Here is a 12,097-nt window from a genome sequence, read left to right as displayed (position 1 = left end):
CCTCAGCGATAGATGCGCTTCAGCTGGCGCTCGGCTTCCGCCATCGCGCCCTTCGCATCCTTGGCGCCGGTGCAGTAATTGGCGAACATGTCGACGACGATGAAATCGGCGATCGCCGTCGCCGCCTTCTCGCCGACCGTGCCGATGCCGGACGCCGGCAGCGTGCGCTTGGAGGCCTGCGAGAACACGGCGTTCTTCGGATCCGCCGTCCAGATCGGTGCCGACTCATAGGCGTTCAAGGTCTGGGTCAGATAACCTTGCGCGCCATCCAGCCACTTCTCGTAGTTCTCCTTCTCCAGCATGAAGGCGACGAACGCCTTCGCCGCATTCGGATATTTGGTGAAGTTGAAGGCGAGGATCGGCAGCGCCAGCTGCAGCTCGGTCGGCTTGCCGACCGGACCAACCGGCCAGAGGGCATGATAGGTATCGGCGGCAAGCTCTTTCTTGGTCGCATCGGTCTTGGCGGCCACGTAGATCGAGATGCCGTTCGCCGTGCAATAGAGCTCGCCGGCAAGGAACGCCTTGTTGTTGGAGGAATCGTTCCAGGACGGGGTGCCCGGGATGAAGTTCTCGTACAGCGCCTTGCAATATTCCAGCGCCTTCGCCGTCTCCGGCGAATTGATGATGATCTTGTCGTTCTGATCGACGGTGTAGGCCCCGTGCCCCCACAGCACCCAATGCAGCCACGAATTGCCGTCGCCCGAGGCATGCCCGAGGGCGAAGCCGGCCGGCGTGTTGTTCGCCTTCAGCGCCTTGCACATTTCGAGGAAGCCGGGGAAGTCCGTCGGAAACTCCTTGAAGCCCGCCTTGTCGATCGCCGACTTGCGGTAGGTCATGTAACCGCCGTTGGTCGCCACGGGAATGCCGAGCCAATCGTCGCCGAGCTTGCAAGTCTTGGCGGCCGCATCGGTCCAGCCGCCATACTTCTTGCCGAGATAGTCGGCGACGTCGTTCATCTTCAGCACTTTGGTGGGGAACAGCTGCGGCAGCGTGTGCAAGCCCCAGGCGAGATCGAGCCCTGAGCCGGTATTGGCCGCAACCGATGCCTTCGGCTGCACGTCCTCGAAGGATTCGCTGAATACGTTCATCTCGGTGCCGGTCGCAGCCTTGAACGCCGCAACCATCGCGTTGAACGCATCGTCCTCCTGCGGCACGAAGCGCTTCCACCGCATCACGGTCAGCTTGGCACCGGGCTCCGCCTTCCAGGGCGCGCTCTGCGCCCAGGCCTTGGCGAAATCGAACAGTGCCGGCCCAGTCAGCATGCCGGTCGCAGCCAGAGCCGTTCCGCCTTGAAGCAGAGTCCGGCGGGTAAAGTCTTGCATATCGTCCTCCCTGTGATGCTTTTTCTTGTCTTACGTCTTACGCTAGGCGTTCAGGCGCTTGCCTGTGGCCTCGTCGAACAAATGCACCAGCGACGGGTCGGGCTTCAGCCGCACCTTGTCGCCCGGGTTGAACTGGTGGCGCTCGCGGAAGACCGCGACGACCTGCTCGCCGCCGACCTTGGCGAACACCTGCGTCTCCGAGCCGGTCGGCTCGACCACGATGATCTCCGCCTCGGCGCCGTCATCGGCGATGGTGAAATGCTCAGGCCGCACGCCATAGACGGCAGGACGGCCGTCGGACGCCGTCGGCGCAGTCTTGAGCGGCAGCTTGACACCGTTCGGTCCCTCGAAGGTAGCAACGCCGTTGACGCGCACATGACCTTTGAGAAAGTTCATGGCGGGCGAGCCGATGAAGCCGGCGACGAATTGGTTGTCGGGCTTGTCGTAGAGCTCGAGCGGCGTGCCCATCTGCTCGACGATGCCGTCATGCATGACGACGATCTTGTCGGCCATGGTCATGGCCTCGATCTGGTCGTGGGTGACGTAGACGGTCGTCGTCTTCAGCCGCTGGTGCAGCTCCTTGATCTCGGTGCGCATGGCGACGCGCAGCTTGGCGTCCAGGTTCGACAAGGGTTCGTCGAACAGGAACACCTGCGGATCGCGCACGATGGCGCGGCCCATGGCGACGCGCTGACGCTGGCCGCCCGAGAGCTGGCGCGGATAGCGATCGAGCAGCGGCGACAGCGCCAGGATCTCGGCGGCGCGCTTGACGCGCTTGTTGATCTCGTCCGAGCTGGCATTCCGCAGCTTCAATGAGAAGCCCATGTTCTCGGCCACCGTCATGTGCGGATAGAGCGCGTAGTTCTGGAACACCATCGCAATGTCCCGCTCCTTGGGCTGGACATTGTTGACGACGCGGTCGCCGATCGAGATCGTGCCGGAGGTGATGTTCTCGAGACCGGCGAGCATGCGCAGAAGCGTCGACTTGCCGCAGCCGGAGGGGCCGACCAGAACGACGAACTGGCCGTCTTCGATCGGAATGGTCACGCCGTGCAGGACTTCAAAATTGCCGAACGATTTCCGCACGTCGCGGATTTGCACAGACGACATCTAGCTCCCTCCTCGAAAGTCGACGACGCCCTTCGCGCCGCGACCGTCTTGCTTTTTCAGACTTTACCGAACCAGGCCCGATCATAGCGGGCAACATTGTCGGCAGTTTGTGCGGTTTTGGCAATTTGTCTTTGGTTAGTCGTTGCTGGTAGCGCTGTCAACGTTCCTTTGTTTGCGACCGTGACTGTGTTAAGAGCAGCAATGGGTCGAAAACGCACCAAGTCAGGCAAAATCCGGCTGGCGGAAGTCGCCGAGCTTGCCGGCGTCAGCCCGATCACGGCGTCCCGCTTCTTCCGCAATCCGGAAGCACTGTCGGTTGCCAAGCGGACGCGGGTCGAGAGCGCCGCCAAGGAGCTCGGCTATGTGCCGAACCTTGCTGCACGCGCGCTGGCCTCGCAACGCACCGAGGTGATCGGTGTATTGATCCCATCCCTCACCAATAACGTGTTCTCCGACGTGCTGCGCGGCATCTATGACGCCTCCGAAGGCAGCCGTTACTCGATCCAGCTGTCCAACACCCGCTACAGCATCCTCCAGGAGGAGAAGCTGCTGCGCCTGTTTCTGGCGCAGAAGCCGGCCGGGCTGATCGTCACGGGCATCGACCAGACCACAGAATCGCGCGCGATGCTGGAGGCTGCCGACTGCCCGATCGTGCAGATCATGGAGATCGGCCCCAATCCGGTCGACATGATGATCGGCTTTTCGCACCATGATGCTGCGCGCGCGGCAGTTGCCCACCTGTTCGCGCAGGGTCACCGCAAGGTCGGCTTCATCGGCGCGCGGATGGATCCGCGGGTGCAGCGGCGGCTCGATGGATATGTCTCGGCCATGAAGGACGCCGCCCTGTTCGAGCAGCGGCTCGTCGTGACGACGGCGACGCCGACATCGGTGACGCTCGGCGGCGCCCTGTTCACCGACCTGCTCGCGCGGGACCCCGGCATCGATGCGGTGTTCTGTGCCAATGACGACCTCGCGCTCGGCGTCCTGTTTGAATGCCGGCGCCGGGAGATCGCCGTCCCGGAGCAGATCGCGATCGTCGGATTCAACGACCTCGAATTCATGGCCTCAGCCGTCCCCACCCTCAGCAGCGTGCGCACCAATCGCTACGAGATGGGGAAAACGGCCGCGACCATGCTGATCGACGCGATCGATGGACGGCGGCCCGAGCAACCGGTGCTCGACCTCGGCTTCAAGGTGATCGAGCGTCAAAGCTCGTTGTCGCGGCGTTCGGACAATCGACCAGCCGCTTCCGGAGCCGGCGCCGCCAACAAAATGGTAGCGTTACCAAGTAGCCAAGATTAGTATCGTACTTGTGAGGAAATGACCCGCCAGCGGGCCGGCAGACCATCGCTCGCGCCGCTGGGCATCGCACCAGCCGACAGATTGAGACGGACGCCAGTGCGTTTGCATTGCAGGAGAGACCAATGACAAAAAAGCCAACCAATGGGCACGCTGCCGGCAACGGCGCTCGCCGCCACCTTCGCTCGCAGGAATGGTTCAACAACCCACACAATCCGGGCATGACCGCGCTCTATATGGAGCGCTATTTGAACTACGGCCTCACCCGCGCCGAACTTCAATCCGGTAAGCCGATCATCGGCATCGCGCAAACCGGCAATGATCTTTCACCCTGCAACCGCCATCATATCGAGCTGGCCCATCGCGTCCGCGAGGGCATCCGCGAGGCCGGTGGCATTGCGATGGAATTCCCGACCCATCCGATCCAGGAGACCGGCAAACGTCCGACCGCGGCGCTCGACCGCAATCTCGCTTATCTCGGCCTGGTCGAGATCCTCTACGGCTATCCCCTCGACGGCGTGGTGCTGACCACCGGCTGCGACAAGACGACGCCGGCCTGCATGATGGCCGCGGCGACCGTCAACCTGCCCGCGATCGTGCTGTCGGGCGGCCCGATGCTGAACGGCTGGCATGCCGGCGAGCGCACCGGCTCCGGCACCATCGTCTGGAAGTCGCGCGAGCGGCTCGCCGCCGGCGAGATCGACTATGAAGAGTTCATGGAAATCGTGGCCTCCTCGGCGCCCTCGGTCGGCCATTGCAACACCATGGGCACCGCCTCGACCATGAACGGGCTCGCCGAAGCGCTCGGCTTCTCGCTGCCGGGCTGCGCGGCGATTCCCGCCCCCTACCGCGAGCGCGGCCAGATCGCCTATGAGACGGGCAAGCGCATCGTCGAGATGGTCTGGGAGGATCTGAAACCCTCGGACATCCTGACCCGCAAGGCGTTCGAGAACTGCATCGTCATCAATTCGGCGATCGGTGGCTCGACCAACGCGCCGATCCACATCAACGCGCTGGCCCGCCACATCGGCGTCGAGCTCTCGATCGACGACTGGCAGAAATTCGGCCACGACGTGCCGCTGCTGGTCAACATGCAGCCGGCCGGCTTCTATCTCGGCGAGGAGTTCCACCGCGCCGGCGGCGTTCCGGCTGTGGTGCGCGAGCTGATGAAGCACAAGCGCATCCATGAGGACGCAGTGACAGTCAATGGCCGCGGCATCGGCGAGAACTGTAGGAACGCACCGGCGCCTGACAAGGACGTGATCTGGACCTACGACAAGCCGCTGGTGAAGGACGCCGGCTTCCTGGTCCTAAAGGGCAATCTGTTCGATTCCGCGATCATGAAGACCAGCGTGATCTCCAAGGAGTTTCGCGACCGCTATCTCAGCAACCCCAAGGACCTCAACGCCTTCGAAGGCCGCGCCATCGTGTTCGAGGGGCCCGAGGATTATCACGAGCGCATCGACGATCCCTCGCTCGACATCGACGAGCGCTGCGTGCTGTTCATCCGCGGCACCGGGCCGATCGGCTACCCCGGCGGCGCCGAGGTCGTGAACATGCAGCCCCCGGCAGCATTGATCAAACGCGGCATCCTGTCCCTGCCCTGCATCGGCGACGGCCGCCAGTCCGGCACCTCGGGTTCGCCCTCGATCCTGAACGCCTCGCCGGAAGCGGCGGCCAATGGCGGGCTCGCCATCCTCAAAACCGGCGACAAGGTGCGCATCGACCTCAACAAGGGCAGCGCCAACATCCTGATCTCGGAGGAGGAACTGAAGAAGCGCCATGCCGAGCTCAAGGCCAGCGGCGGCTTCAAGCATCCGCCGAACCAGACGCCGTGGCAGGAGATCTATCGCAATACGGTCGGCCAACAATCGACCGGCGCCTGCATGGAGCTCGCCACGCGCTATCAGAACGTCGCCGGCACCTTTGGCGTGGCAAGAGATAACCACTAGCAGCCACACCGTCATTGCGAGCGAAGCGAAGCAATCCAGAGATATCTCCACGGAGATGGCCTGGATTGCTTCGTCGCAAGAGCTCCTCGCAATGACGTGGGTTGGCATTGAAACTACACGAAGGAGAACAAGAACATGGCAGACCGCCTCAAGGGAAAGCGGGCCGTCGTCACCGCTGCAGCCGCAGGCATCGGGCGTGCCTGCGCCGTCGCATTCGCGCGTGAGGGCGCGACCGTCATCGCCACCGATATCAACGAGAGCGGCATTGCGAGCCTCACCAAGGAAGGCGTCGCCGAAGTCGCAAAACTCGACGTCCGCAACACCGCCGACGTCAACGCCTTCGCCAAGCGCGTCGGCAAGATCGACATCCTGCTCAACGCTGCGGGCTTCGTGCACCACGGCACGATCTTGGAGTGCTCGGAAGAGGATTTTGACTTCTCGTTCGACCTCAACGTCAAGTCGATGCACCGGACCATCAGGGCGTTTCTGCCCGAGATGCTGGCAGGGGGCGGCGGCAGCATCGTCAACATCTCGTCCTGCGCGGCGCTGCGGCCGCCGGCCAACCGTTACGTCTACAGCGCGTCGAAGGCGGCGGTGTCGCTGCTGACGCGCGCGGTCGCGCTCGATTTCATCACCAAGGGCATCCGCTGCAACAGCATCTGTCCCGGCACCGTCGAGACGCCCTCGATGCTCGACCGCGCCGCCGCGCAGGGGCCGCAAGGCAAGGAGATGTTCATCTCCCGCCAGAAGATGGGCCGCCTCGGCACCGCCGACGAGATCGCGGCGATGGCGGTCTATCTCGGCAGTGACGAAAGCGCCTTCACCACCGGCGTCGACCTCGTCGTCGACGGCGGCTACATGCTCTGATGTTCAGGGGTCACGTCTCATGAACAAGATCGACCTCAACGGCCGCGCCGCTGTCGTCACCGGCGGCGCGCAGGGCTTTGGCCGCGCGATTACCGAGCGCTTCGTCGTCTCCGGCGCCAAGGTCGCCATTTGGGATTTCGATGCCGCGCTGGCCGAGAAGACGGCGAAGGAGATCGGCGACGGCGTCCGCGTCTTTAAGGTCGATGTCACCGACACCGCAGCCGTCGAGCAGGCATGCGATGCCACGCTCGGCGCTTTCGGCAAGATCGACATCCTCGTCAACAATGCCGGCATCGCCGGCGTCAACAAGCCGGTCTGGGAGACCGACATCGAGGAATGGCGCAAGGTGCTACGCATCAACCTGGACGGTCCTTTCATCGTCTCCAAGGCGATCGTGCCCGTGATGCTCAAGCAGAAATACGGGCGCATCGTGAACATCGCCTCCATCGCCGGTAAGGAAGGCAATCCGAACGCCTCGCACTATTCGGCGTCCAAGGCCGGTCTGATCGCACTGACGAAATCGCTCGGCAAGGAGCTCGCCGCCCACGACATCCTTGTCAACGCGGTGACACCGGCGGCGGCGAAGACCGCGATCTTCGACCAGATGACGCAGCAGCATATCGACTTCATGCTGTCGAAAATCCCGAAGGGGCGCTTCGTGCTGGTGGAAGAGCTGGCCGCGATGGTGGCCTGGCTCGCATCCGAGGACTGCGCGTTCTCCACCGGCGCGGTCTTCGATATCTCTGGCGGTCGCGCAACTTATTGAGGACATCATGATCCGGGAAGGCGGATGCCTCTGCGGCGCGGTGCGGTTCAAGGCCGAGGGCGAACCGCTCAACGTCCGCATCTGCCATTGCCGCATCTGTCAGAAAGCAATGGGCTCGCCCTACTTCGCCCGCGCGCAATTCGACCAGCGCGCGCTCAGCGTCGAGGGCGATACCGCCCGCTTCGCCTCCTCCGAGAACATCGACCGCGTGTTCTGCAAGCGGTGCGGCACGCGGCTGTTCGCCTGGCGCCGCAACGGTACGCTCGCCGGCGTCGCGCTGGCCACGTTCGATGATCGCAACGCCTTCGCGCCCACCGAGCACATCTGGGTCTCGGAAAAGCTTGCCTGGCTGAAGCTCGACGACAGCCTGACGCAATATCAGACCACGATCCCGGCTTGATGTCAGGCCTGGTTTGAAACGGATGCGCTCACCGCCTGAGCACGCTGGTCCGTCGTCGCAATCCATATCCCGACAAACACCGCGACGATGCCGGCCGCCAGATTCCAGCTTAGCGGTTCGTGCAGCAAATAGGCGCCAACCAGCGATGCCGTGATCGGATTGACCGTCACCGAGATCGCGACACGCGTCGGCGTGGTCCGCTCGAGCGCGAAGGCCCAGAGATAAAAGGTCAGCGCGGCTCCGAAGGCCCCGAGATAGAGCGCCGCGAGCCATTGCGGTGTGCCGAAGCCGGTCACCGGCACAAAACTGCTGCGTACATATGAGAGCAGGATGAGGCACGTCGCGCCTGCCGCCATGCTCATGGTCGTGAAGGCGATCGGGCTGGAACGCCGGATCAGCGGCTTTGACCAGATACCGTAAAGTGCCATACACGCGGCCGCAGCGATCATCAACAGATCGCCACGCCAGGCGCCCGACGGCGCCGAAGCCAAGTCGAAGAGAAGCGCAAGGGCGACGCCAAACGTCGCAATTACGACACCGATCGACTTGCGGCAAGTGAGCGATTCGGCGCCGAGCGCAGCCCCCATCACCAGCGAGAGCAGAGGCAGCGTCGACAAACCGAGCGCGCCGCGCGCGGCGGTGGTAAAGATCAGCGATGCATTGAATAGGATCGGGAACAGGGCGAAGAACAAAAGACCAAGCCCGATCGCGGCGACCCGGTCCCCTCGCCCCGGCCAGCGGTCTCCGCGCAGCAGCGTGAGCGGCAGCAGCAGGAGAAAGCCGATGCCGAACCTGAACGAGCCGATCGCGAGCGGATCGAGCATACTCACGAGATAGCGCGTGGCGCCGATCGAAGTGCCGCCGAGGCCGCTCGACAGCACGGCAGCCAGAACGCCAGAGATCTCGGTCACGATTGCTCCCATCAATGCTTCGAAGGCAGCATAAGAGGCGCGTCGAAACGGGGAATGGATTTTCCGTCATGCTGGGATAACGTTACATCATGACCACACCAGATCTCGATCCCAATCTGCTGAAGGCATTTCTCGCGGTCACCGAGCATCGTTCGTTCACCCGCGCGGCCCACGTCCTCAACCGGACCCAATCGGCGGTGAGCGTTCAAATCAGGCGCTTAGAGGAGCGGCTCGGCACAAGATTGTTCCAGCGCACCAGGGCCGGCGTCCTGCCGACCGCGGCAGGCGAAGAGTTGCGCGCCTATGCGCAGCGCATTCTCGCGCTCAACGCGGAGGCGGTCGGGGCGCTTCGCGCACGCAAGGCCGAAGCCGTGGTCCGCCTCGGCGTGATGGACGACTACGGCACCATCGTCATTCCGCCCCTGCTGACGAGCTTTGCCAAGCATCATCCACTGGTCCGGATTGAGATCGAGACGGGACTGACCGCGACGATGCCGGCGCGGCTCGGCGATGCCTACGATCTTGTCATCGCCATGCATCCGCAAGGATGTGGCGACGGCGAGCTTTTGAGGCGTGAGCGGGCGGTCTGGGCGGCTGCCTCATCCTATCGCGCCGCGGCGCATAATCCCCTGCCCGTGGCACTCTACCCGCCAGGGTGTCTGTTCCGGCAATGGGCTGCGGAGGCGCTCGACACGGCTGGCGTGCCCTGGCGCCTCGCCTATGTCAGCCGGACGCTCGCAGCAGTCGAGACGATTGCGGCTCAAGGCCTCGCGGTGACGGTGGTGAAAGCAGGGACCTTGCCGGCGAGCCTTCGCGTGCTGTCCGATTGTGACGGCATGCCGCCGTTGCCGCCGGCGGAAATTCGCCTTCACCGCGCGCGCCACCTATCATCGGCAGGCGGCCTTCTCGCGGACCATTTGCAACGGGGAATTTCGGAATTGAACGCCATATAACGGTAGATTGTGAAGGGTTGTGGCCCTATACGGCCTGCTTTGGGAGGCGCGCGGGCAGAAGCCGAAACGGATGAGCTGGTGAACATTTCTTTTTATGATCTATCCGTCTGGGTGATGCCGGTGCTGCTCGCCATCACCTTCCATGAGGCTGCGCACGCCTTCGTCGCGCATCAGCTCGGGGACAACACAGCCTCGCAGCTCGGTCGCGTCAGCTTCAATCCGCTCCGCCACATCGACCCGTTCGGGACCCTGATCCTGCCGGCGATGCTGCTGTTTGCGCATTCGCCGTTCCTGTTCGGCTACGCCAAGCCGGTGCCGGTCAATTTCCGCAAGCTGAACAACCCCAGGCTCGACATGGTCTGGGTGGCGCTGGCCGGGCCCGTCACCAACGTCCTGCTGGCGCTCGCCGCCGCCCTCGCCTTTCATGCCCTGCCACTGGTGCCCGCGAGTTCGGCGAAATGGGTTGCGGACAACCTCAAGAATGCCCTCGTGATCAACGCGATCCTGGCGGTGTTCAACATGATGCCGATCCCACCGCTTGACGGGGGTCGGGTCGCGGTCGGGCTGTTGCCGCAGCGGCTTGCCTTGCCGCTGGCCCGGCTCGAGCCAGTCGGGATGCTGATCCTGATCGGCCTCCTGATCCTGCTGCCGCTGGCGGGTTCGCAGTTCGGTCTAAATCTTGATGTTATTTCAGCAATACTGCGAACGTTGACCGGTTATGTGATTCAGGCTGTTCTGTTCCTGACCGGCAATGTGTAGTTGAACAGCGACACCCGAACACAAGCCGAAGGGCCAGAGGCCGACTTGGTCAAAGCTGCCGATATGCTGATCGCGCGACGCGCCGACACCCGCGCCCGCGCCGATTTTGCCACATGGAAGATGATGGCCAAGCTCAACGGGGCGTCCGCGCTGCCTGCGGAAGCCCAGGAGTTCCTCGCGAGCTACAAGAACCTGCTGGCGGAGATGAGCGAGGGCGAAGCCACCGAGGCCACCATCGGCGCGATCTACAAGGCCTACTATGCCGAGATGGGCGGAGCGGGAACGCCGCCTGACGTCCGCCCCCGTCCGCCTGAAACGGCGGCGGATAATGTTACCGCCTTCCGCCGCCCGACCCCCAAGCCAAAGAAGGCCGCCGCCTTCGGGGCGACGGCATTCGCCGGAACCCAGAAACGGCCGCTGCCGGTGGCGCTGATCTTTGCCTGTCTAATCGTGGTCTATGTCGGGATCCGGCTCTACTGGCGCTGAGCCGTCTTCTTCTTTTTCTTCGCGTCCGGTGGCGTGAAAATGATGTCGACGGTGCGCTCGAACCGGTCCTCTGTCAGCCCGGCGGGCGGCTGCGGAATGGGATCGGATTTACGGACAATCGAGACTGCCGCCGCATCGTAAGCCGCGTCCCCGGACGACTCAACGACCTCGACCGAAAGCACGTTTCCTCTGCGGTTGATCGCAAAGCTCACTTTGACCTTCTGGTTATTGGGCTCCTTGCCCTCCGGATTGACCTTGTGGGCCGTCAGATGCGCGCTGATCTTGCGGTTCCAGTCCGCGGTAATCTTCAGGATGTCCTTGCCAAGCCCAAGCACCGGCGCCAAGGCCTTCTCAGCCTCGCGCGCGTCTTCATCGAGTGCCTGCCGTGCCGTGGCAACCGACTTCGGCGAGGCCTCGGCAGCGGGAGTTTCGACCGCCGCAATCTTCGGATCCTCGTCCTGCGGCTTCTTCGAGATGTTCTCAGTGACGACCCGATCAGGATCGTCGACCTGTTGCGACTGATCCTTTGGCAGCTCGGTTTCCTTGGTCTCAGCCTTCTGCTCGGGAAGCGCCTGCTGCTCCTGCATCGCTTCGCTGTCAGGCCCGGGCGGAAGGTCGGTATCGGGCGCCTTTGGCGAGGCCACCTCGACGGCGAACTCGGCGCCGGCCGCACCCAGACCGTCGTCGCCGTCATCGGCTTGCAGGTGCGCCAGCGCGAGCGCCGCACCACCCAGATGAAGCGCGAGCGCCGCCACCGCCGCCAAGACCCAAAGCTTCCTGGATGGTCTGGGTTCGTTCGACATGGTGCGCCTCTAAGGCTGAGCGGCGCCTGCCGAGGGCGCCCCCGGAGCGCCTTCCAGCGCGACCAGCTTCACCCGCGTATAGCCGCCTGAGCGCAAGAGCTCCATGACCCCCATCAACTCGCCATACGGCACAGAGCGATCGGCACGCAGGAAGACATACTTGTCTTTGCTCATGTCGGACAGACCGTCGAGGGTGCCGATCAGCTCCGCCCGATGGACCGGGTTCTCTCCGATCGCAAGCGTCAAATCGGGCTTGATGCTGAGATAGGTCGGCTTGTCTGGCTTCTTCTGCGGCGTCGCGCTCGACGTCGGCAGATCGATCGGCAGGTCGACGGTCGAGAGCGGCGCTGCGACCATAAAGATGATCAGCAGCACCAGAATGACGTCGATAAACGGTGTGACGTTGATGTCATGCGTTTCCGAGAAATCGTCGTCTTCGCCGTCGTTGTCTGCGAGCGAAACGCCCATG

13 protein-coding genes are annotated in these 12,097 nt (G+C 63.5%); 8 read left to right on the top strand and 5 right to left on the bottom strand.

The genetic code is table 11. The annotated features are described in order from the left end of the window. Positions 1-2 precede the first annotated feature (2 nt). Together IVB01_RS17965 and ugpC are read right to left on the bottom strand one after the other, a co-directional pair. Positions 3-1,322 (bottom strand): ABC transporter substrate-binding protein, encoded by a 1,320-nt coding sequence (locus IVB01_RS17965; RefSeq protein WP_247276916.1) that lies wholly within the window; start codon positions 1,320-1,322, stop codon positions 3-5. A gap of 42 nt (positions 1,323-1,364) precedes the next feature. Beyond that, on the bottom strand, positions 1,365-2,432 hold the full coding sequence (ugpC, locus tag IVB01_RS17960) for a sn-glycerol-3-phosphate ABC transporter ATP-binding protein UgpC (protein WP_247276915.1): 1,068 nt from the start codon (positions 2,430-2,432) through the stop codon (positions 1,365-1,367). A gap of 201 nt (positions 2,433-2,633) precedes the next feature. Here ugpC and IVB01_RS17955 point away from each other — a divergent pair, with 201 nt between their 5' ends. The 5 genes from IVB01_RS17955 (at position 2,634) to IVB01_RS17935 (ending at position 7,716) form a co-directional block, all read left to right on the top strand. Further along, entirely contained in the window at positions 2,634-3,734 is a 1,101-nt protein-coding gene (locus IVB01_RS17955) for a LacI family DNA-binding transcriptional regulator (protein ID WP_247276914.1), read from the top strand. Positions 3,735-3,856: 122 nt separating this feature from the next. Next, entirely contained in the window at positions 3,857-5,683 is a 1,827-nt protein-coding gene (locus IVB01_RS17950; protein WP_247276913.1) for an IlvD/Edd family dehydratase, read from the top strand. 135 nt (positions 5,684-5,818) lie between these two features. Next, the gene (locus tag IVB01_RS17945; RefSeq protein WP_247276912.1) at positions 5,819-6,550 is read left to right on the top strand and encodes an SDR family oxidoreductase; all 732 of its coding nucleotides are present in this window, start codon (positions 5,819-5,821) and stop codon (positions 6,548-6,550) included. 19 nt (positions 6,551-6,569) lie between these two features. After that, positions 6,570-7,316, top strand: coding sequence for an SDR family NAD(P)-dependent oxidoreductase (locus IVB01_RS17940; RefSeq protein ID WP_247276911.1), 747 nt, complete (start codon positions 6,570-6,572; stop codon positions 7,314-7,316). 7 nt (positions 7,317-7,323) lie between these two features. Next, positions 7,324-7,716 carry a GFA family protein gene (locus IVB01_RS17935; RefSeq protein WP_247494716.1) on the top strand — a complete coding sequence of 131 codons (393 nt, stop codon included), beginning with the start codon at positions 7,324-7,326 and terminating at the stop codon, positions 7,714-7,716. Between the two features lie 2 nt (positions 7,717-7,718). On the opposite strand, the gene IVB01_RS17930 is transcribed toward IVB01_RS17935, so the two are convergent. Further along, positions 7,719-8,627: a DMT family transporter gene (locus IVB01_RS17930; RefSeq protein WP_247494715.1), complete on the bottom strand. Its 909-nt coding sequence runs from the start codon at positions 8,625-8,627 to the stop codon at positions 7,719-7,721. An 89-nt stretch (positions 8,628-8,716) separates the two neighbouring features. Between IVB01_RS17930 and IVB01_RS17925 the strand changes: the two genes are divergently transcribed. From IVB01_RS17925 to IVB01_RS17915, 3 genes are all read left to right on the top strand, one after another. Next, a complete protein-coding gene (locus IVB01_RS17925; RefSeq protein ID WP_247420192.1) occupies positions 8,717-9,580 on the top strand; it encodes a LysR family transcriptional regulator in 864 nt (287 codons plus the stop codon). A 78-nt stretch (positions 9,581-9,658) separates the two neighbouring features. Continuing rightward, positions 9,659-10,339, top strand: coding sequence for a site-2 protease family protein (locus tag IVB01_RS17920; RefSeq protein WP_247276907.1), 681 nt, complete (start codon positions 9,659-9,661; stop codon positions 10,337-10,339). Between the two features lie 63 nt (positions 10,340-10,402). Further along, the gene (locus IVB01_RS17915; protein ID WP_247276977.1) at positions 10,403-10,825 is read left to right on the top strand and encodes a hypothetical protein; all 423 of its coding nucleotides are present in this window, start codon (positions 10,403-10,405) and stop codon (positions 10,823-10,825) included. Here IVB01_RS17915 and IVB01_RS17910 read toward each other — a convergent pair. Together IVB01_RS17910 and exbD are read right to left on the bottom strand one after the other, a co-directional pair. Then, positions 10,813-11,628 (bottom strand): TonB family protein, encoded by an 816-nt coding sequence (locus IVB01_RS17910; RefSeq protein WP_247276906.1) that lies wholly within the window; start codon positions 11,626-11,628, stop codon positions 10,813-10,815. The two genes, IVB01_RS17915 and IVB01_RS17910, sit on opposite strands and share 13 nt — an antisense overlap. Positions 11,629-11,637: 9 nt before the next feature. After that, positions 11,638-12,096, bottom strand: a complete 459-nt coding sequence (exbD, locus tag IVB01_RS17905; protein ID WP_247276905.1) for a TonB system transport protein ExbD — start codon at positions 12,094-12,096, stop codon at positions 11,638-11,640. Position 12,097 lies beyond the last annotated feature (1 nt).

The organism is Bradyrhizobium sp. 164, assembly GCF_023073715.1.
In the GTDB taxonomy this organism is placed as follows: domain Bacteria; phylum Pseudomonadota; class Alphaproteobacteria; order Rhizobiales; family Xanthobacteraceae; genus Bradyrhizobium.
The sequence above is the reverse complement of the archived record's forward strand: the minus strand, read 5'-3'. Positions and strand labels throughout refer to the sequence as shown.